This is a genomic window from Cupriavidus sp. FW216-B1, from assembly GCF_058789195.1.
The window spans coordinates 182,373-202,467 of record NZ_JBYTEL010000009.1 but is presented as its reverse complement, the minus strand read 5'-3'; the positions used below and the strand labels follow the sequence as shown (position 1 = coordinate 202,467).

Here is a 20,095-nt window from a genome sequence, read left to right as displayed (position 1 = left end):
ATTCCACGTCCCTCCCCGCCCGCCCATGCAAGTCCTCCTGATTCCCGTGACGCCCTTCCAGCAGAACTGCGCGCTGCTGATCGACGAGACCACCGGCCGGGCCGCGGTGACGGATCCCGGCGGCGACCTCGAGCGCATCCACGCGGCGGTCAAGGAGCGCGGCGTGACGCTGGAGAAGATCTTCCTCACCCACGGCCACCTCGACCACTGCGCGGGCGCGGCGGCGCTGGCGCGCGAGCTGGGCATCCCGATCGAGGGGCCGCACGAGGACGAGCGCTTCTGGATCGACCAGTTGCCGGAGCAGACCACCCGCTTCGGCTTCAGCCATGCCGAGGCGTTCGAGCCGCAGCGCTGGCTCGATACCGGCGACACCGTGCAGTTCGGCAGCGAGACGCTGGAGGTCTACCACTGCCCCGGCCACACGCCGGGCCACGTGGTGTTCTTCTCGCGCGCGCACCGGCTGGCCATCGTCGGCGACGTGCTGTTCGCCGGCTCGATCGGCCGCACCGACTTCCCGCGCGGCAACCATGCCGACCTGATCCGCTCGATCCGCACGCACCTGTGGCCGCTGGGCGAGGACGTCACCTTCGTGCCGGGCCACGGTCCGGTCTCAACCTTCGGCGACGAGCGCAGGAACAATCCCTACGTGGCCGACCACCTGATCGACGTGGGCTGAGCGCCGCCACGCCCCGCGCCCCGCGCCCCGTTCTCCCAGTCATGGCAAAGAAACAGGCACCCGACACCCGCCCCGAGATCTACGTGAGCACCGACGTGGAGGCCGACGGCCCGATCCCCGGGCCGCACTCCATGCTGTCGTTCGCCTCGGCGGCGATGCTGGCCGACAAGACCGTGCTCGGCACGTTCTCGGCCAACCTGGAGACGCTGCCGGGCGCCGCCGGCCACCCGGCGCAGATGCAGTGGTGGCTGACCCAGCCCGAGGCCTGGGCGGCCTGCCGCCGCGACCTGGAGCCGCCGGCGCAGGCCATGACGCGCTACGTGGAGTGGGTGGAAAGCCTGCCCGGCAAGCCGGTCTTCGTGGCCTTTCCGGCCGGCTTCGATTTCACCTGGATGTTCTGGTACATGATGCGCTTCGCCGGCCGCTCGCCGTTCGGCTGGGCCGCGCTCGACATCAAGACGCTGGGCTTCGCCATGACCGGCCTGCCCTACCGCAAGACGGTCAAGCCGGCGCTGCCGGACGCCTGGAAGGACCCGCTGCCGCATACCCACGTGGCGCTGGACGACGCGCTGGAGCAGGGCGCGCTGTTCTGCAACATGCTGGCCGAGCTGCGCGCGCGCGAGGCGGCGGCGGCAACAGCGACGGCGGCATCGACACCCGCGGAAGCGGCCCCGGGCGACACGGCGACCTGAAGCGCCCGCCGGCGCGCGCCACATCGCCGCATCGCCGCCGCGGGCCATGTCACGCGAAGCTCGCATCTTGCGCCGCGCGGCCTATAGTTAAGTCGTATATGGCCCGAACCCGCGAGTTCAGGGCTGCCGCGCCGCCAAGCCATATACGCATGCCGTCATGCACGCCATCGTGCACGCCCTGCGCGGCTTCCGGCATGCCCGGCCGGCGCGCGCCATGCCCAGGAGGTGTCGCCCATGCGTTTCCATCCCGACCTGCACCTCAGGCAGATGGCCGGCCGGCTGCACTGGCCGCATTCATCGCACTCGCCGCGCGCGCCGCATCCCCCGCGGGAAACGAGCGGAGCCCGCGAGGCAACCCGCGAGACATCCGCGCCGCGCGACACGCGCGGCGACGCCCACTGGCATTCCCTGCAGGAAGACGCCGAGGTCGCCAAGGCCACGCTCTACGTCAGCGCCGTGACGCTGGTGATCCTGCTGGTGGTGCTGGCGGCAATCGCTTTCGGTCAGGAGGCCATGCACTGGCTGGGTGTTCAATAGACGACTCGCCTGAAGCAGCCGCGTCTGTCTGACCGGGCCGGCCCCCGCCATGCGGGGGCCGGTTTTGTCTGGGGCCGCGCCAGGCTCAGGCCAGCAGCGGCGCCACGTTCTCGGGCGGGCGCGCGATCACGGCGCGGCGGTTGCGCACCACCACCGGACGCTGCAGCAGGATCGGATTGTCGGCCACCGCGCCCAGCACCTCGGCATCGGTCAGGCCGGGATCGTCGAGGCCCAGCTCCTTGTAGGGCGCCTCGTTGGCGCGCACCATCTCGCGCACCGGCACGCCCAGCATGGTGTGAAGCTGCTTGAGGGTGGACAGCGTGGGCGGTGTCTTCAGGTATTCCACGATGTCGACCGGCTCGCCCAGCCGCGCCGCGGCGGTCTCCACCAGCGCCAGCGCTTCGCGCGACTTCGAGCAGCGGGGATTGTGATAGATGGTGATCATGGCGGTCCTCCTCGTCCGGACGCGCCCGCGGGCGCGCAAATCCGCACTATACAAGCGCGCCGGCGCCGGCGCAGCCGCTTCTGGCCGCCGCAGGCGGCTTCAGGCGGCGTCAGGCCGCGCCGTCCGGCGCCGGCGCGAGCGCGCGCAGGGCCGCCACGGTGGCGCGCAGGCCGGCGCGCAGCGGCTTGTCGTGGCGCAGCACCAGCGCCAGCGTGCGCGCCAGCGGCGGCGCCAGCGGCCGCACCGCGATGCGCGCGCGCGGCTGGCCCGGCGGCAGGGCCATGCCCGGCAGCACCGAATAGCCGAGCCCGGCGCCGACCAGCTCCTTGATGGCCTCCACGCTGTCGAGCTCCATCACCGGGCGCGCGCCGACGCCGGCGCGCAGGAACCACTCGTCCACCAGCCGGCGCGTGTTGCCGCCGGGCGAGAACAGCACCAGCGGCAGGCCGGCGAGGTCGGCCGGCGCCACCGTGGCCGGCAGCGGCGCGCCGTCGGCCGGGCCGATGGCGACGAAGGCGTCCGGCAGCACCGGCGTGATGTCCAGCATGCGGCCCGCGGCCGGCAGCGTGACGAAGGCGAGGTCGAGCGCGTTGTCTTCCACCGCCTTGAGCGCTTCGCCGGTATTGAGCGTGCTGACCACGATCTCCAGCGCCGGCATGGCGCGGCGCAGTTCGCGCAGCGCCGCCGGCAGCAGGTAGATGCAGGCGGTGGCGCCGGTGCCCAGCCGCACCCGCCCGACCGCGCCGCCGGCGTGGCGCGCCATGCTGTCGTCGGCCGCGGCCAGCGCGCCGGCCACGCCGCGCGCGTGGGCCAGCAGGTCTTCTCCCGCAGCGGTAGGTACGGCATGGCGGCCCACGCGCTCCAGCAGGCGCAGGCCGTAGCGCTGCTCGAGCTGGCGCACCTGGAGGCTGACCGCCGGCTGGCTCAGGCCGAGGCGCTGCGCCGCCGCCGAGAAGCTGCCGAGCTCGCAGACCAGCGCGAAGGCTTGCAGGAAGTCGGGATTGAGCTGGCGCATGGCAAAGAAATGCTTATGCCGGGCATAAGTTGGCGAAGCTTCCTTTATAGCATCGCGGCGGGGTAAGGTAGCGCCATCGTCGATATGACAACACCAATGCCGCCCGGCCCCGCCGGGTTCCGACTCCGCCCCGCAGACCAGCCCGCACCATGAAGACCCCGCTCGCCACGCTCTCCGCCGCCTCCGCCACCCCGCTGGCCGTGGCCAACGCCACCGCCGCCGTGCAGGGCAGCGCCGGCCTCGCCGTGCGCGACGCCGGCGCCGCCGACATTCCCGCCATCCAGGCCATCTACGCGCACCACGTGCGCCACGGCCGCGCCTCGTTCGAGGAGGTGGAACCCGGCGTGGACGACATGCGCCTGCGCCACGCGGAGGTCAGGCGCCAGGGCCTGCCCTACCTGGTGGCCGAGCGCGGCGGCGAGGTGCTCGGCTACGCCTATGCCTCGGCCTACCGCACGCGCAGCGCCTACCGCTTCGCCATCGAGGATTCGGTCTATATCGACGACCGCCACCGCGGCCAGGGCCTCGGCCTGGCGCTGCTGGCGGCGCTGGTGTCGCGCTGCGAGAACGGCCCGTGGCGGCAGATGATCGCGGTGGTGGCGTGCACCGCCAGTGGCGAGGGCGCCGGCTCGCTGGCGCTGCACGAACGCGTGGGCTTTCGCACCATCGGCCGGCTGCAGTCGGTCGGCTTCAAGCACGGCCAGTGGATCGACACCGTGCTGATGCAGCGCGCGCTCGGCGACGGCGACGAGCGCCTGCCCGGCGCGCCGGCGGCGTGATGGCGGCGTGAACGCCGCTCAGCGGCCGCGCAGCGCCTGAACCACGCTTGGCTTGCCCGGGAACCAGTGCCCGAGCGCGCAGCCGAGCCCGACGGCCAGCATGCACGCGACCCGCGCCGGCCGCCGTCCTCAGGCGGCCGCGCGCGGCTGCGCCGGCGCCGGCGGCGAGAAGCGCAGGCTCACGGCGATGCGGTTCCATGCGTTGATGTTGGCGATGGCCGCGGTGAGATGGGCCAGCTCGGCGGGCGGGAACTGCGTACTCACCGCTGCGTAGACGGCGTCGGAGGCGCTGTCGTGGCCCAGCAGCGTCAGCGCCTCGGTCCACGCCAGCGCGGCCTGCTCGCGCTCGGTGTAGATGCCGGCGTCGCGCCAGGCGGCGAGCAGGTCCAGCTTGCGCGCGTCCACGCCGGCGGCGCGCGCCAGGTTGAGGTGGAACTGCAGGCAGAACGCGCAGCCGTTGATCTGCGAGGCGCGCAGCTTGAGCAGTTCGGTCAGCGGCTTTTCCAGTCCGGCGTCGTCGACGGCCTTGGTCAGCGCGCGCAGCGCGGCGGCCACGCCGGGTGCGATGCCGGTGAAATCGGTGAACTCCATGCGGGAATGGTTCGACATGCTGGCTTGCTCCTTTGCGGTCCGGTGGCCGGGATGGCGGCCGGCTATATCAGGGTTCGAACATAATATAAGAGCACTGATATAAAGAGCAAGCGGCAGACGCCGCGGAGACATCGCTCCGGGCTGGAACTATATGCGGGAGAATTTGATGCTGCGATTTTTTTGATGCCGATCATTCGTCCAGAGAATGATCGGCATCATGCAGCAGGGAAAGGAAACCCGGCGGGAATGCCCGGGTCCCGGGCCGGCGCCATGCGGGCCCCGGCGCGCCGGCCCGGAACGTGGGCAACCTTGCGGACCACCTCGCCGGCAAGCGGGCGGCGCGCCGTGGCGCCACCCGCTGCGCGCCTGAAACGATTTCAGCCCAGCAGGTCCGACAGCGCCAGCGCCACCACCTTGGTAGCGCGGTTCAGGTCGTTCAGGCGCAGGTTCTCGTCCGAGTTGTGGCCGCGCGCTTCCATCAGCGTGCGCGGGCCGGCGCCGTACAGCACGGTCGGGATGCCGCGCGCGGTGTAGTGGCGCGCGTCGGTGTAGAGCGGCACGCCGTGCACGGGGATCTCCACGCCGAACACTTCCTCGGCGCGGCACTTGAGCGCGCCGATCAGCTTTTCCACGCCGGGCAGTTCCGACAGCGGCTCGGCCAGGATGATGCGCTCGACCTTGACCTCGATGCCCGGGCGCTCGGCCGCGGCCTTCTCCACCACGGCGCGGATCTCGCCCTCGGCGTCGAAGCCGATTTCCTCGGGGATCATGCGGCGGTCGACGCGGAACGTCACCAGGTCCGGCACCACGTTGGTGTTGATGCCGCCCTTGATCAGGCCGACGTTGAGCGTGGCGGTGTCGATGCCCGGCGTCTTCGACTTGCGCGTGGCCAACTCGGCGCGCAGGCCGTAGATGGCCTGCAGGATGTGGGTGGCGGCCTCGATCGCGTCCACGCCGGTGTGCGGCATGGCGGCATGGCCCTGCTTGCCCCTGACCGTGACTTCCACGTGCAGGCAGCCGTTGTGGGCCGAGGTGATGCCGTAGGAGAAGCCCGCCGAGATGGCGTAGTCGGGCTTGCTCAGGCCCTGGTCGAGCAGGAACTTCGGGCCGATGTCGCCGCCGGTTTCCTCGTCGTAGGTGAACTGCAGCTCGACCGTGCCGTTGAGCTGCGCGCCCTGCTGCTCGGCCGCCATCAGCGCCAGCAGGGCGTAGGTGTAGGTGGCGAAGTCGGACTTGGACACCGCCACGCCGCGGCCGTACATGACCGGGCCGTGCTCGCTGTCGCCGGTCTCGGCGCCGTAGGGGTCCCGGGTCCAGCCCAGGCCCGGCGGCACCACGTCGCCGTGCGCGTTCAGGGCAACGGTGGAGCCGCCGCTGCCGAAGGTCTTGCGCACCACCAGGTTGGTGGCGCTGATCATGCCGGCGGCCTTGACCAGCGCGTCGGGCACCTTGTGCGCCTCGACCTGGAAGCCCAGTCCCTTGAGCAGCGCCGCGGCGCGCCGGCCGTGCGCGTCGCAGTCGCCGGGCGGGTTGTCGGAGGGCACCTTGACCAGTTCGGCCAGGAAGGCTTCCTGCGCGGGGCGCTGCGCGTCGATGTAGCCGGTCAGGGTGGTCTGCAGCGGGTTCACGTTGTCTCGTGCGGTCATGTCTGGTCTCTGATCTTTGCGTGTCTGGGAAATGCGGGGGAATGCGGCGTGCCTTATCGCTGCGGCGCGAAGTGCTCGACGAAGTCGCTGAACACCGCCGCCGCGCTGGCCGCGTCGGCGGCGGTCATGGTTTCGGTGGGATGGTGGCTGATGCCGCCGTTGCCGCAGCGCACGAACAGCATCGCCACGTCGGCGATGGCGGAGATCGCCATCGCGTCGTGGCCGGCGCCGGACGGCAGGTGGCGCACCGGCAGGCCCTGGCGCGCGATGGCATCGGCCCACTGCGCCTGCAGCCACGGCGCGCACGGCACGCTCGCGGCCTCGTGCGTCTTGCGGATCTGCGCGCGCACGTTGCGGCGCGCGCACACGCGCTCGATCTCGGCCAGCACGTCGTCCACCGCGGCCCGTCGCACCGCGTCCTCGCCGGCGCGGATGTCGATCGAGAACACCGCGCGGCCCGGCACCACGTTGGTGGCGCCGTTGGGCACGTCGAACTGGCCCACCGTGCCGACCAGCCCGGGCAGGCCGCCGCAGCGGCGCTCGATGAACAGGCCGATCTCGGCGCCGGCCATCGCCGCGTCGCGGCGCATGTCCATCGGCACCGTGCCGGCGTGACCGGCGAGGCCTTCCAGCTCGACGATGAAACGGGTGGCACCCGAGATCGCCGTCACCACGCCCAGCGGCAGCCCTTCGTTGAGCAGCACCGGACCCTGCTCGATATGCACTTCCACGAAAGCCAGCACCTGCGCGCGCGGATGCGCGGCGGCGGGCAGGCCGGCCGGGTCGAAGCCGGCCTCGCGCATCGCCTCGCGCATGGTCTTGCCGGCCTCGTCCACGTTGTCGAGCACGTTGGTGTCGAAGGTGCCGGCGATGGCGCGGCTGCCCAGCAGCGTGGCCTTGAAGCGCACGCCCTCTTCCTCGGCGAAGCCCACCACCTCGATGGCGAACGGGAAGCGCCTGCCCTGCCGGCGCCACCCGGCCACGCAGGCGATCGGCAGGATCACGCCGAGGTTGCCGTCGTAGCGGCCGGCGTCGCGCACGGTGTCGAAGTGCGAGCCGGTGAGCAGCGCCGGCGCGCCGGGCGCAGTGCCCTCGTAGCGGCCGATCACGTTGCCGGCGGCGTCGCGCCGCACCGTCATGCCGGCCTCGCGCATCCACGCGGCCAGTTGCGCCGCGGCGCCGTGGTGGGCGCCGGTCAGGTAGGTGCGGGTGAGCAGGCCGGGCTGCTCGGTGTGGACGGCGAGGTCGTCGGCCCAGGCCATGATGCGCGCGCCGGTCTCGGCGCTGCCGGGGGCGGGCGTGAGGGTTGCTGCCATGCGTGTCTCCTGCTGGAAGTGCGCGAATGCGGTGTGGCGCCGCCACATGCAAGCCCCGCGCCAGCGCCGCCGGGGCTGGCCGGGCCGGTCTCGCCGGCGCCGCGGCTCTCGCGGCGAGAGCGCTATTCTGTGCGATGCATGGTAGCACAGTGAATTCAAAAATTGCATACAAAAATGATATGCACTATATTGACCGGCACGTTCCGACAATGCGCCGCCGACAATCCCGTCCGGACAACGCATTGCGCGGGTTCCGCTCCAACAGGAGGGCCTCCCGCGCGCGCCGCCGCCCGCACCCGGCGCGGCGCACGGCACGCCAGGCCGGCGTCGCGCGCCGGCATTCCTGCTGCTTTCGACAGGTCGCGCCAGCCTTCGCATGGACGCGCCGCATGGAGACAACGATGCACCCAGCAGTCCAGCCAGGGCAGGCTTCCGGCCGCCCGCAGTCCGCTCCGCAATCCCCGCTCGCGCGCTTCGCGCGCTCGCTGTTCGGCCAGGTCCTGATCGCCCTGCTGCTGGGCACGCTGCTCGGCCTGTTCTTCCCCGAGTTCGCCGCGCAGCTCAAACCGCTCGGCGACGCCTTCATCAAGCTGATCAAGATGCTGATCGGCCCGATCGTGTTCTGCGTGGTGGTGGCCGGCATCTGCGGCGCGGGCGAACTGAAGAAAGTGGGCCGCGTCGGCATCAAGGCGGTGTTCTATTTCGAGGTGGTCACCACCATCGCGCTGGCGCTGGGCATCGCGCTGGCCTACCTGTTCCATCCTGGCACCGGCATGAACGTCAACCCGGCCTCGCTCGACGCCTCGGCGATGGCGGCCTACGTCGACAGCGCCGGCAAGATCAAGAGCGCGGGCACGGCGGATTTCCTGCTCAAGCTGATCCCCAACACGGTGATGGGCGCATTCGCCAGCGGCGACGTGCTGCAGGTGCTGCTGGTGTCGATCCTGTTCGGCTGCGCGCTGTCGCTGGTGGGCGAGCGCGGCCGCCCACTGGTGGGCATCATCGACACGTTCTCGCACACGCTGTTCAAGATGATGGGCTTCATCATCAAGCTCGCGCCGCTGGGCGTGCTCGGCGCGGTGGCGTTCACGGTGGGCAAGTACGGCATCGGCTCGCTCAAGCAGCTCGGCTACCTGGTGGTGGTGTTCTACGGCGCGGTGGCGCTGTTCGTGCTGGTGGTGCTGGGCACGGTGATGCGCCTGTGCGGCTTCTCGGTGCTCAAGCTGATCCGCTACCTGCGCGCCGAGCTGGTGGTGGTACTGGGCACCGCGTCGTCGGACAGCGTGCTGCCGCAGGTGATGAAGAAGCTCGAATTCCTGGGCATCAAGAAGTCGGTGGTGGGGCTGGTGATCCCGACCGGCTACTCGTTCAACCTCGACGCGTTCTCGATCTACCTGACGCTGGCCGCGGTGTTCATCGCCCAGGCCACCAACACGCCGCTGGCGCTGGGCGACCTGCTCGGCATCCTGGCGGTGGCGCTGGTCACGTCCAAGGGCGCGCATGGCATTCCCGGCTCGGCCATCGTGATCCTGGCGGCCACGCTGTCGGCGCACCCGGCGATTCCCGCCATCGGCCTGGTGCTGGTGCTGTCGGTGGACTGGTTCATCGGCATCGCGCGCGCGGTCGGCAACCTGATCGGCAACTGCGTGGCGACCGTGGTGGTGGCCGCCTGGGAGAAGGACATCGACCGCGTGCGCGCGCACGACGTGCTCGACGGCCGCATCGACGCGGCCGAGCTCGACGCCGGCCTCGCTCCGGCCCCGCACGAAGCAGACCAGGCCACTCCCGGGACGGCCCCGCTGCCCGGCGCGGCCGCGGGGCGCTAGAATCTCGGCATTCCTGATCACGAGAGGCCGCCCCGGCGCGCCACCATGCCCGAGCACATCGACCCCGCCATGACCTCCGAAGCGATCGCCGACGACATCGTCGCGGCCATCGTTTCGCACCGGCTGCCGCCCGGCACCAAGCTGCGCGAGGAGGCGCTGGCCAGCGTCTACCGCGTCAGCCGCACCAAGGTGCGCGCCGCGCTGCTGATGCTGTCCAAGGACAAGGTCATCCAGATCGTGCCGGACAAGGGCGCCTTCGTGGCCAAGCCCAGCGCGGAGGAAGCGCGCGAGGTCTTCGCGGTGCGCCGCATCCTGGAGGCGGCGCTGGCGCGCGAGTTCGTGGCGCGCGCGGGCGCGGCCGACTACAAGCGCATCGACCGCCATCTGGCCGCCGAGAAAAAGGCGCTGGCCGGCAGCGACGCGCAGCTGCGCACGCGCCTGCTGGGCGACTTCCACATCCTGCTGGCCGAGGTGGTCGGCAACGGCGTGCTGACCGGCATGCTGCAGGAGCTGTCGATGCGCAGCGCCGTGATCACCATGCTTTACCAGTCGCGCCGCGATGCCGCCTGCTCGTCCGACGAGCACCGCGAGTTCATCGAGGCCGCGCGCGCCGGCGACGCCGAGCGCGCGGTGACGCTGATGGTGGCGCATCTGAACCACGTCGAGGCGGCCCTGCATTTCGAGGAGCTGCCCGCCGCGCGCGGCAAGGACCTGGTCACGGCGCTGCTGGCCTGAGCGGCGCGCCGGCCTTTTGACCGAGGTCAATGCGCGCGGGGCCGGACTGCCCCAATATTCAAACCGTCATGAAGCTGCGGGGGCGCGCTTCATGACACTGGGCGGTCCCCCTGTGGACCCCCGCCCGCACGCCGGCCTGGGTGCGGGCTTTTTCGTTTACGCGGCCGGTTTTGCGCGGCGCGTCCCGCTCCGCTCCCTGTCCCGCTCCCTGCCCTGCTCTCCATTCTTTCCCCAGGTTTACCCCTGCCCGCTTGTTGCGCGCCATGCGCACCCCTGTTGCCTGAGATGCGCGTGATCGAATCGCGGCATCGGAGTAGCATGTCGGAGGCCCGGACCAGGCGCCGGCCGGCCCCGCCCGGCACCACAGAAAAAAGCAGAAGACAGGAGACAGACATGACCCGTTCAGCCTCGCCCGCCGCGCACCGCCGCGGCTGAAGCGGCGGCCCGCCCATCCGGCGCCGGGCCTCACCCGATTTCCACCCGTCCGACCCGCGACGGCGGCCGCAAGCCCGGCGCCGCCCCGGCCGGCGCGCGGCATCCGTCCGCCGTGCCCGGCAGGCCGGCCCGAACCGTTTCTCTTCGTTCCAACCGACAAGGATGCCAGCATGACCTCTCCCGTGCTCTACCACGCCGCCGAAGGCGTCGCCACCATCACCCTGAATCGCCCCGACGTGCTCAACGCGCTCAACGCCGAACTGTTGGCCGAGCTGCGCGCCGCGGTGGAGCGCGCCGCGCAGGACGACGCCGTGCGCGCGCTGGTGCTCACCGGCAATGGCCGCGGCTTCTGCGCCGGCGCCGACCTGGCCGGGCGCCAGGGCGAGATGAAGGATTCCGGCACGCTGCTGCGCGAGCGCTACCACCCGATCGTCCTGGCGCTGCGCAGCATGCCCAAGCCCGTCGTCACCTCGGTCAACGGCGTGGCCGCCGGCGCCGGCATGAGCCTGGCGCTGGCCGGCGACGTGGTGCTGGCCGGCCGCTCGGCCTCGTTCCTGCAGGCGTTCTCCAAGATCGGCCTGGTGCCCGACGCCGGCAGCACCTACTTCCTGCCGCGCTACGCCGGCGAGATGCGCGCCCGCGCGCTGGCCATCCTGGCCGAGAAGATCGACGCCGAGGAAGCGCACCGCATCGGCCTAGTGTGGAAGGTCCACGCGGACGACGCGCTGGCCGCCGAAACCGCCAGGCTCGCCGCGCACCTCGCGCAGATGCCCACGTTCGCCTACGGCCTCATCAAGGAAGCGCTCAACGCCAGCTTCGACAGCAACCTGCCCGACCAGCTCGAGCGCGAAGCCTCGCTGCAGACGCGCGCCTCGGGCAGCCAGGACTTCAAGGAGGGCGTGGCGGCGTTCCTGGAAAAGCGCAAGCCGCAGTTCAAGGGGCGTTGAGCCGCCGCGCGGACACCCGCGTGGACGATGATGCGCCGGTGGTTTGCCCCCCCTCCCGCGAGCGGGAAAGGGGAGCAAGCAGGCGGCGGAGAGGGCAAGTGCCGACGCTTGCCCGCGCGCGACAGTACCGCACAGACCACACACCAGACACCAGACACGGAAGCCCACAACGATGACCGACCCCGCACACGGCGCGCAGCGCATCGCCCTCACCATCGACCGCGGCGTGGCCGAGGTCCGGCTCAACCGCCCCGACAAGATGAACGCGCTCGACCCCGCCATGTTCGACGCGCTGATCGAGACCGGCCAGCGCCTCATGAACGAGCCGGACCTGCGCGCGGTGGTGCTGTCCGGCGAAGGCCGCGCGTTCTGCGCGGGGCTCGACATGCAGAGCATGGCCGGCATTGCCGATGGCGCCGGCGGCGGCATCGCCGCGGGCCGGCTGGCCGCGCGCACGCACGGCATCTCCAACCGGCCGCAATATGCCTGCATGGTGTGGCGCGAGCTGCCGGCGCCGGTGATTGCCGCGGTGCACGGCGTGGCCTTCGGCGGCGGGCTGCAGGTGGCGCTCGGCGCCGACCTGCGCTACGTCGGCGCGGACACGCGCATGTCGGTGATGGAGATCAAGTGGGGACTGGTGCCGGACATGGCCGGCATGCTGCTGATGCGCGGCCTGGTGCGCCCGGACCGGCTGCGCGAGCTGGTCTACAGCGGCCGCATCGTCGGCGCCGAGGAAGCCTGCGCGCTCGGTCTGGCCACCGCGCTGGTGGACGACCCGCGCGCCGCCGCGCTGGCCGCCGCGCGCGAGATCGCCGGCCGCAGCCCCGACGCCATCCGCGCGGCCAAGCGGCTGCTGCGCGCCGGCGAGGACGGCGAGGGCCACGACGGCGCCGCCATCCTGCGGGCGGAATCGGTCGAGCAGGACCGCCTGATCGGCACCGCCAACCAGCGCGAGGCGGTGCTCGCCAACCTGGAAAAACGCGCGCCGGTGTTCAAGCCGGCCGCCTAGCGCTCACGCGCGCCGGCCGCGCCGCCGGCGCCACAGCACCGCGTAGACCGCCGCGTTGAGCAGCAGCACCAGCGCGCCCAGCCCAAACTGCGCGTGGCGCGTGAGGCCGTCCGGATAGATCAGCGGCATGACGTAGTGCTGCACGAAATCGCCGCCGTAGGCCTGCTGCCCGGCGCGCTCGCGCAGCGCATTCTCCAGCGGCGTGAGCGGGCAGATCCAGCCGCTCCACTCCACCGCCACGCCCCACGCCGCCGCCGGCAGGTGCAGCCACGCCAGCCGCGGCCAGCGCAGCACCAGCACGCCGCCGAACGTCACGAACAGGATGAAGGCCAGATGCGCCAGCACCACCGCGTCGGCCAGCCACGCCGCCATCATGGCGCGTGCCGTCCGGTCCAGTAGCCCGGCGCCGCGAAGGCGGCCTTGAGGTGCTCGATGAAGAAACGGATCTTGGCCGGCACCGGGCGCTGCTGCGGGTACACCGCGAGGATGTCGTAGTCCGGCAGCGCGTAGTCGTCCAGCACCGTGATCAGCTCGCCGCTCTCCAGCTGCGGCAGGATCTCCCAGGTGGAGCGCCAGCCCAGCCCCAAGCCCTCGCCGGTCCAGCGGTGCAGCAGCTCGCCGTCGTTGCAGTCCAGGTTGCCGTTCACGCGCACCGTCACCGTCCTGCCGTCCTGCTGGAAATACCAGCCGCGCTGCTGGCCGCCCTGCAGGTTGAACGCCAGGCAGTTGTGCTGCGCGAGGTCGTCCAGCGTGTGCGGCACGCCGTGGCGCGCGAAGTAGGCCGGCGTGCCGCACACCACGCGCTTGTTGGTGGCCAGCCTGATGGCGACGAAGTTCGGGTCGATGGCGCCGCCGATGCGGATGCCCACGTCATACCCCTCGCGCACCAGGTCCACCACGCGGTCGGTCAGGTTGAAGGAAATCTGCACCTCCGGGTTGGCCGCCAGGAACGCCGGCGCATGCGGCGCCACGTGCTTGCGCCCGAACGCCGCCGGCGCCGACACGATCAGGTGGCCGGTGGCCTTGTGCTTGCCCTCGGCGATCAGCATCTCGGCACGGTCCAGGTCCGCCAGCGCCTTCTTGCACTGCTCCATGAACGCCGCACCCTGCTCCGTCACCACGATGCGGCGCGTCGAGCGGTGCAGCAGCTTCACGCCGATGCGCGCCTCCAGCGCATTGATGCGCCGCCCGATCATCACCGGCGTCACGCCCTGCGTGAGCGCCGCCGCGGCCATGCTGCCGTGTTCCACCACGGCGATGAACGCCTCGATCTGTTTGAGTTTGTCCATGCTCGTCCGTCTCCTGCCCGCCATTGTGGCGCATTTGGCGCAGGCGGCGCGCGCAGGGGTCAGCGCGGCTTGGAGCGGAACGGCTCGATGACGTATTTTTCGCCGTGCGCGGCGCAGTCGTCGGCGATGGAATGCCATCTCGCGTGCGTGACCAGATAGGTGCTGCCGTTGATGTCGTCCACCGTTTCCACGGTGTCCCGGCCGAGCTTGAGGTTGCGGCGCGCGGTGGTCAGTCCTGCCTCGCGCATGTCCCGGTATTCGCTTCCGTCCCAGAGGATGTTGGTCTTCTCCTCTTTCCAGTTCACCCACACCTGAAGATTGCCATCGGGCCATTCGTAACCGACGACGCAGAAGTGGTTGGTGACGCGATTCTTTCCGTCAATGGCGACGCGGTTGCGCATCGCGCGCTCGGGCCCGAGAAAGTATGGGTTCCGCGAAACGACGAACCGGCCCCTGGGCGGGCTGCCGAACGTATCGGGCAGGTCCGCGCCGGCGCAGGCCGGCAGCGGTGCGGAAAGGACGACCGCCACCAGGCCGATGCAAGCGATGCGCGCGCCGGTCATCTACCGGGTCCGCCTGAATGGCTTGATGGTGTACTTCTCCCCATTCGCCATGCAGTCGTCGGCGATCGCGTGCCACCACGCGTGCGTCTCCAGATAGGTGCTGCCGTTGAGGTCGTCCTGCGTCGCCACCGTATCCTTGCCCAGACGCAGGTTGCGGCGTGCCATCGTCAATTGCTTCTCGCGCGTGTCCTTGTAGATACTGCCGTCCCACAGGATGTTGGTCTTCTGCTCGCGCCAGTTGACCCAGACCTGCAGATTTCCGTTCGGCCATTCGTAACCGACGACGCAGAAGTGGTTGGTGACGCGATTCTTTCCGTCAATGGCGACGCGGTTGCGGATCGCGCGCTCGGGCTCGAGGAAGTACGGATTCTGCGAAACGACAAAACGCCCCTTGGGCGGGCTGCCGAATGCGTCGGGCAGCGCGTCGCCTGCCATCGACGGTGCGGAGGCAAGCAGCAGGGCCAGCAGCAAGCCGGATAGTCCCATCTTGGTTGCGATCGTCCTCATTTCCGGTCCTTCATCAATGGGTCGCGGAGGAACTCTTGGGTGAGCGTGTAGAAATCATTGCCGCTCTCCGTCGCAAACTTCACGAAGTTCCGGCCGGGAGATTTCGCTTCGGCGGTCTTCCAGGCGTACAAGCCTGTGGGACACGGATCGCTACCTGGCTTGGTGCCTTTGGCTACCTTGATCGCATCCTTCACGAATTCCCGGGTGGCGATGTGGCGTGAATCGGTTGCGTCGTTGGCAATCCTCGCCAGGTCCTGCAAATTCCTGTTCAGGTTGCCCGCAAGGGTCGGATATTGCTCAAACCCCTCCACCTGATTCGGCGCCACGATCAGCGCGGCCAGCGTGCCCGCGTTGCCGGCGCCGAAGAACCTGGGCCCGAACTTGAGCCGGTTGAGCAGCACATGCCGCATCCATTGCATCGACAGCAGCGTGCGCGACTGGGAAACGAAGCCCGGCTGGCCGGGGCCTTTGGCCTCGGCCAGCAGCAGGCGCGCCAGCATGCCGGTTTCGTCGCCGGCGGGCGGCAGGGCCAGCGCCGGTTCGAGCTGGATCTCGACGCCCTGCGTGGCGTGATCCGGCGCCCCGCCCTGCGTATGCGCGGTCAATGTCGCGCGCGTTGCGATGCGGACGTCGCCGATGTCGAGCTTGAGCTTTTGCTCGACGTTGCTGTCGCGCGCCGACACCACCGACACGCGCACCGCCGGCGACGAGCTGGCGATGCGCAGGTGCTTGCGGTCGGGTCCGAGTCCCGACACCTTGAACCACAGGGTATTGCCGCCGATCAGGGTCATCCGGGCGGGCAGGCTGCTGCCGTCCATCCTGAGAAAACGTGCCATTCATTCTCCTGAAGTGCCGTGAAGTCGACACCGCGGATCAGGCTAGCGCGCACCGCGCGCCCGCTTGCTCAGGCCTTTCCCAACGCTGTTGCGGATATTTCCGTAATGCGCGCCATCTTGCGCGTCGTCTCGCCTCTTATCGCTTCTGATCGCGTGCTGGCAACGGCGAAGGCGAGTCCGGCGGCTGCATGGCGCGCAGCTCCGGTTACGACTTCAACGATCAGGGGCCGCTGCCGGATGCGGTTGGCGCGGACCTATCTGGTGGCCTGATCGTCGACCTGCCCGGTGGCTTGATCGATGGCCGGTCCGTCGACGTGATCGATGGCCTGGCTGGCGGCCTGATCCGGCGACGCCGGGCCTTCCTCCTGGCGGTCCAGACTGTCCAGACCGTCCACGCTGTCCGGCGGCACCGGCGCCGGCGACGGCACGGCGGTCCGGACCGCTGCAACGGGTACGCCGCGCGCCGTCGCGGCGCCTGCCGGCACCGCGGCGCGGCCGAGCTGGGCGCTGATCTCCGCGGCTTCCGCCAGCACGTAGGCCAGCCGCCGCAGCGGCCGCGCCACCTGCAACTGCAGGAACACCACCAGCGCGGCGCCGGCCACGAAGGCCACGCCGTACAGCGACAGCAGCGGCACCAGGCTCGCGCCCTTGCGCGGCAGCTCCAGCAGGCCGGTGACGAGCATCAGCGCCAGCGGACTCACCGCCACCAGCAGCGCCGCGATCTTCGCCATGCCTTCCCACATGCGCAGATGCAGCTCGACGCGGCGGCCGCGCGCGCGCAGCGCCTGCGCCGGGATGCGCGCGAGCGCGCGCAGCAGCGCGCTTTCCGCGTCGTCGGGGCGGTCGATCTGCTCGGCCAGCGGCCCGAGCGGGTCGCGCAGCCGGCGCGCCAGCGCGGGCGCGTGGCTGAGCAGCACGCCGCCGAGCCCGGCCACGCTGCCGGCCAGCAGGCAGTAGAGCAGGCGCAGCAGCCACGGCGCGGGCGCCTGGTGCTGCGCGCGGGCGTAGAGCACCGCGCCGGCCACCAGCAGCGCCGCCAGCGAGCAGCCCCAGAACAGGCCGAACAGGCCGCGCTGCAGCCGCGCCGGATCGAGGCCGGCGTGGCGCGGGGCGGGAGTGTCGGACGGGGATGAAGGCTTGCGCTTGAGCGCGTCGAGCAGCTCGCGGGTGGTGGGGAGCCTGGTCAGCATGGCAATTCGGTTTGCGGTGAGTCATTTCCGCGCGCGGCGCCGGTGGCGCGCGCGCGTGCGCACATTGTCGCCATTTGGCGCGCGCGCAGGGATGCGCGGTGGCGCGGCGCGGGGCTTTTCCCGCAAATTCGGACGTATCGTTGCCGTCACACAACGTGCGGTAATCCCCCGTTGCGCGGCAGCGCAAATCACGTCCCGCGGCGCGATTCCATACTCGGAGTATCGAATCAACTGATCCCGCTTCCCTTTATCCCGCCCCGCCCGCGGGCATAGCATGGCCTCCAACAGTGAATCACCGCCATTCCCAGCATCCCGGCATTGCCCGGAACACATTGCAGGCACATTGGAGACAGACATGCCCAAGATGAGAGCAGTCGACGCGGCCATCGCCGTACTGGAAAAAGAAGGCATCACCACCGCGTTCGGCGTGCCCGGCGCCGCCATCAATCCGTTCTACTCGGCCATGCGCCGCGCCGGCACCATCGACCACTTCCTGGCGCGCCACGTCGAGGGCGCCTCGCACATGGCGGAAGGCTACACGCGCGCCGAGGCCGGCAACATCGGCGTGTGCATCGGCACCTCGGGCCCGGCCGGCACCGACATGATCACCGGCCTGTACTCGGCGTGGGCGGACTCGATTCCCATCCTGTGCATCACCGGCCAGGCGCCGCGCGCGCGGCTCTACAAGGAAGACTTCCAGGCGGTGGACATCGAGTCGATCGCCAAGCCCGTGACCAAGTGGGCCGTGACCGTGCGCGAGCCGGCGCTGGTGCCGCAGGTGTTCCAGCAGGCCTTCCACCTGATGCGCTCGGGCCGCCCGGGGCCGGTGCTGATCGACCTGCCGTTCGACGTGCAGGTCGCCGAGATCGAGTTCGACCCGGCCACCTACCAGCCGCTGCAGCCGTACAAGCCGAGCGCCTCGCGCGCGCAGATTGAAAAGGCCATCGCCATGCTCAACGCGGCCGAGCGCCCGCTGATCGTGTGCGGCGGCGGCGTCATCAACGCCGACGCGGCCGATTTGCTGGTCGAGTTCGCCGAGCTGGTCAACGTGCCGGTGGTGCCGACGCTGATGGGCTGGGGCGTGCTGGCCGACGACCATCCGCTGCAGGCCGGCATGGTGGGCCTGCAGACCTCGCACCGCTACGGCAACGCGACCCTGCTGGCGTCGGACTTCGTGCTCGGCGTCGGCAACCGCTGGGCCAACCGCCACACCGGCAGCGTCGACGTCTACACGAAGGGCCGCAAGTTCGTGCACGTGGACATCGAGCCGACGCAGATCGGCCGCGTGTTCGGCCCGGACCTGGGCATCGTGTCCGACGCGAAGGCCGCGCTGGCACTGTTCGTCGAGATCGCGCGCGAGATGAAGATGGCCGGCCGCCTGCCGTGCCGCAAGCGCTGGGTGGTGGACGTGCAGAAGCGCCGCCGCACCATGCTGCGCAAGAGCGATTTCGACAACGTGCCGGTCAAGCCGCAGCGCGTGTACCGCGAGATGAACCGGTATTTCCCGCGCGACGTGCGCTACGTCTCCACCATCGGCCTGTCGCAGATCGCCGCGGCGCAGTTCCTCTCGGTCAACCAGCCGCGCCACTGGATCAACTGCGGCCAGGCCGGCCCGCTGGGCTGGACCATTCCCGCCGCCATCGGCGTCAAGGTGGCCGCGCCGGAATCCGACGTGGTGGCCATCTCGGGCGACTACGACTTCCAGTTCATGATCGAGGAACTGGCCGTGGCCGCGCAGTTCAAGGTGCCCTACATCCACCTCGTGGTGAACAACTCCTACCTCGGCCTGATCCGCCAGGCGCAGCGCAATTTCGACATGGACTACTGCGTGCAGCTCGCGTTCGACAACGTCAACGCGCCCGAGCTCGACGGCTACGGCGTGGACCACGTGAAGGTGGTCGAAGGGCTGGGCTGCAAGGCGCTGCGCGTGTTCAGGCCGGAGGACATCGCGCCGGCCTTCGCGCGGGCGCGCGAGCTGATGGCCGAGTTCTCCGTGCCGGTGGTGGTGGAAGTCATCCTCGAGCGCGTGACCAATATCGCGATGGGCACCGAGATCGACAACATCAACGAGTTCGAGCCGGTCGAAGACATCGAGGAAGCCGTCCTCGGCGAAGAGGCCGAAACGGCCTGACCCGCAACGCAAGCACACGGCGCGCGCTTGCGGGCGCGCGCGGATGCCATTTTTCCGGAGAGAAGACATGCCAAGACTGGCCGCCAACCTGACCATGCTGTTTACCGAAACGGGCTTCCTCGACCGCTTCGAAGCCGCCGCGCGCGCGGGCTTCCGCGGCGTGGAGTTCCTGTTTCCCTACGCCTTCCACGCCGACCAGATCGCGGACCGGCTCAACCGCTTCCAGCTCGACCTCGTGCTGCACAACCTGCCGGCCGGCAAGTGGGACGCGGGCGAGCGCGGCATTGCCTGCCACCCCGACCGCGTCGGCGAGTTCCAGGACGGCGTGGGCGAGGCGCTCCGGTACGCCAGGGTGCTGGGCGTGCGCCAGTTGAATTGCCTGGTCGGCATCCAGCCGCAGAACGTCAGGCAGGAACAGGCGCAGGAAACGCTGGTGGAAAACCTGCGCTTCGCCGCGCAGGCGCTCGCGGCCGAGCAGATCGACCTGCTGGTCGAGCCGATCAACACCTTCGACATTCCCGGCTTCTTCCTGTCGGGCACGCGCCAGGCGCTGGACCTGATCGCGCAGGTCAACGCGCCCAACCTCTACGTGCAGTACGACATCTATCACATGCAGCGCATGGAGGGCGAGATCGCCGCCACGCTCAAGGCCAACCTGCCGAAGATCAGGCACGTGCAGCTGGCCGACAACCCGGGCCGCAACGAGCCGGGCACCGGCGAGCTGAACTACCGCTTCCTGTTCCAGTGGCTCGACCAGATCGGCTACGACGGCTGGGTCGGCTGCGAGTACAAGCCGAAGACGACCACGGTCGACGGGCTGGGGTGGCGCGCGGAGCTTGGCGTGCAGTAAAGACTGCCCGCCGCTTGTTTGCTCCCCTCCCCCGGAGAGGATGCAGACCGCGCTTGTTTGCTCCCCTCTCCCGCTCGCGG

At 70.3% G+C, this 20,095-nt stretch carries 21 protein-coding genes; 10 read left to right on the top strand and 11 right to left on the bottom strand.

Features of this window, described 5'->3' with window-relative positions; translation table 11 throughout:
• Window positions 1-25 precede the first annotated feature (25 nt).
• The 3 genes from AC3WXD_RS20215 to AC3WXD_RS20205 all read left to right on the top strand — a co-directional run bounded on the left by AC3WXD_RS20215 (window position 26) and on the right by AC3WXD_RS20205 (window position 1,905).
• Window positions 26-676 carry an MBL fold metallo-hydrolase gene (locus AC3WXD_RS20215; RefSeq protein WP_020200360.1) on the top strand — a complete coding sequence of 217 codons (651 nt, stop codon included), beginning with the start codon at window positions 26-28 and terminating at the stop codon, window positions 674-676.
• A gap of 41 nt (window positions 677-717) precedes the next feature.
• Window positions 718-1,368 (top strand): exonuclease, encoded by a 651-nt coding sequence (locus AC3WXD_RS20210; protein WP_492324536.1) that lies wholly within the window; start codon window positions 718-720, stop codon window positions 1,366-1,368.
• A gap of 234 nt (window positions 1,369-1,602) precedes the next feature.
• A complete protein-coding gene (locus AC3WXD_RS20205; RefSeq protein ID WP_492324535.1) occupies window positions 1,603-1,905 on the top strand; it encodes a hypothetical protein in 303 nt (100 codons plus the stop codon).
• Between the two features lie 85 nt (window positions 1,906-1,990).
• On the opposite strand, the gene arsC is transcribed toward AC3WXD_RS20205, so the two are convergent.
• Both arsC and AC3WXD_RS20195 read right to left on the bottom strand, forming a co-directional pair.
• The gene (arsC, locus tag AC3WXD_RS20200) at window positions 1,991-2,350 is read right to left on the bottom strand and encodes an arsenate reductase (glutaredoxin) (protein ID WP_020200363.1); all 360 of its coding nucleotides are present in this window, start codon (window positions 2,348-2,350) and stop codon (window positions 1,991-1,993) included.
• A 109-nt stretch (window positions 2,351-2,459) separates the two neighbouring features.
• Complete coding sequence (locus tag AC3WXD_RS20195; protein WP_059410864.1) at window positions 2,460-3,365, bottom strand: LysR family transcriptional regulator; 906 nt, start codon at window positions 3,363-3,365, stop codon at window positions 2,460-2,462.
• A 149-nt stretch (window positions 3,366-3,514) separates the two neighbouring features.
• On the opposite strand from AC3WXD_RS20195, the gene AC3WXD_RS20190 reads away from it, so the two are divergent.
• Window positions 3,515-4,144, top strand: a complete 630-nt coding sequence (locus tag AC3WXD_RS20190) for a GNAT family N-acetyltransferase (protein ID WP_020200365.1) — start codon at window positions 3,515-3,517, stop codon at window positions 4,142-4,144.
• Between the two features lie 129 nt (window positions 4,145-4,273).
• Here the strand turns inward: AC3WXD_RS20190 and AC3WXD_RS20185 are convergent, their stop codons facing one another.
• From AC3WXD_RS20185 to AC3WXD_RS20175, 3 genes are all read right to left on the bottom strand, one after another.
• On the bottom strand, window positions 4,274-4,735 hold the full coding sequence (locus AC3WXD_RS20185) for a carboxymuconolactone decarboxylase family protein (protein ID WP_020200366.1): 462 nt from the start codon (window positions 4,733-4,735) through the stop codon (window positions 4,274-4,276).
• Window positions 4,736-5,112: 377 nt separating this feature from the next.
• Complete coding sequence (locus tag AC3WXD_RS20180) at window positions 5,113-6,381, bottom strand: M20/M25/M40 family metallo-hydrolase (RefSeq protein ID WP_492324534.1); 1,269 nt, start codon at window positions 6,379-6,381, stop codon at window positions 5,113-5,115.
• Between the two features lie 53 nt (window positions 6,382-6,434).
• Complete coding sequence (locus AC3WXD_RS20175) at window positions 6,435-7,697, bottom strand: allantoate amidohydrolase (protein WP_492324533.1); 1,263 nt, start codon at window positions 7,695-7,697, stop codon at window positions 6,435-6,437.
• 401 nt (window positions 7,698-8,098) lie between these two features.
• On the opposite strand from AC3WXD_RS20175, the gene AC3WXD_RS20170 reads away from it, so the two are divergent.
• The 4 genes from AC3WXD_RS20170 to AC3WXD_RS20155 all read left to right on the top strand — a co-directional run bounded on the left by AC3WXD_RS20170 (window position 8,099) and on the right by AC3WXD_RS20155 (window position 12,649).
• Window positions 8,099-9,523, top strand: coding sequence for a C4-dicarboxylate transporter DctA (locus tag AC3WXD_RS20170; protein ID WP_020200369.1), 1,425 nt, complete (start codon window positions 8,099-8,101; stop codon window positions 9,521-9,523).
• Between the two features lie 45 nt (window positions 9,524-9,568).
• A complete protein-coding gene (locus AC3WXD_RS20165) occupies window positions 9,569-10,258 on the top strand; it encodes a GntR family transcriptional regulator (RefSeq protein ID WP_020200370.1) in 690 nt (229 codons plus the stop codon).
• Window positions 10,259-10,863: 605 nt separating this feature from the next.
• Complete coding sequence (locus AC3WXD_RS20160; RefSeq protein WP_492324532.1) at window positions 10,864-11,640, top strand: enoyl-CoA hydratase-related protein; 777 nt, start codon at window positions 10,864-10,866, stop codon at window positions 11,638-11,640.
• A gap of 172 nt (window positions 11,641-11,812) precedes the next feature.
• A complete protein-coding gene (locus AC3WXD_RS20155; protein ID WP_492324531.1) occupies window positions 11,813-12,649 on the top strand; it encodes a crotonase/enoyl-CoA hydratase family protein in 837 nt (278 codons plus the stop codon).
• 3 nt (window positions 12,650-12,652) lie between these two features.
• Here AC3WXD_RS20155 and AC3WXD_RS20150 read toward each other — a convergent pair whose 3' ends face one another.
• From AC3WXD_RS20150 to AC3WXD_RS20125, 6 genes are all read right to left on the bottom strand, one after another.
• Window positions 12,653-13,024: a DUF2784 domain-containing protein gene (locus tag AC3WXD_RS20150; protein WP_492324530.1), complete on the bottom strand. Its 372-nt coding sequence runs from the start codon at window positions 13,022-13,024 to the stop codon at window positions 12,653-12,655.
• Window positions 13,021-13,938, bottom strand: a complete 918-nt coding sequence (locus AC3WXD_RS20145; protein ID WP_020200374.1) for a LysR family transcriptional regulator — start codon at window positions 13,936-13,938, stop codon at window positions 13,021-13,023. The genes AC3WXD_RS20150 and AC3WXD_RS20145 overlap by 4 nt, the downstream gene beginning before the upstream one ends.
• Before the next feature lie 59 nt (window positions 13,939-13,997).
• Entirely contained in the window at window positions 13,998-14,501 is a 504-nt protein-coding gene (locus tag AC3WXD_RS20140) for a hypothetical protein (protein ID WP_492324529.1), read from the bottom strand.
• Window positions 14,502-15,008, bottom strand: a complete 507-nt coding sequence (locus tag AC3WXD_RS20135) for a hypothetical protein (protein ID WP_231586383.1) — start codon at window positions 15,006-15,008, stop codon at window positions 14,502-14,504.
• Entirely contained in the window at window positions 15,005-15,844 is an 840-nt protein-coding gene (locus AC3WXD_RS20130; protein WP_492324528.1) for a hypothetical protein, read from the bottom strand. The genes AC3WXD_RS20135 and AC3WXD_RS20130 overlap by 4 nt, the downstream gene beginning before the upstream one ends.
• Window positions 15,845-16,098: 254 nt before the next feature.
• The gene (locus tag AC3WXD_RS20125; RefSeq protein ID WP_492324527.1) at window positions 16,099-17,034 is read right to left on the bottom strand and encodes a hypothetical protein; all 936 of its coding nucleotides are present in this window, start codon (window positions 17,032-17,034) and stop codon (window positions 16,099-16,101) included.
• Between the two features lie 355 nt (window positions 17,035-17,389).
• Between AC3WXD_RS20125 and gcl the strand changes: the two genes are divergently transcribed.
• A complete protein-coding gene (gene gcl / locus AC3WXD_RS20120) occupies window positions 17,390-19,165 on the top strand; it encodes a glyoxylate carboligase (RefSeq protein WP_492324526.1) in 1,776 nt (591 codons plus the stop codon).
• Window positions 19,166-19,232: 67 nt separating this feature from the next.
• Window positions 19,233-20,015 (top strand): hydroxypyruvate isomerase, encoded by a 783-nt coding sequence (hyi, locus tag AC3WXD_RS20115; protein ID WP_020200380.1) that lies wholly within the window; start codon window positions 19,233-19,235, stop codon window positions 20,013-20,015.
• Window positions 20,016-20,095: the final 80 nt, after the last annotated feature.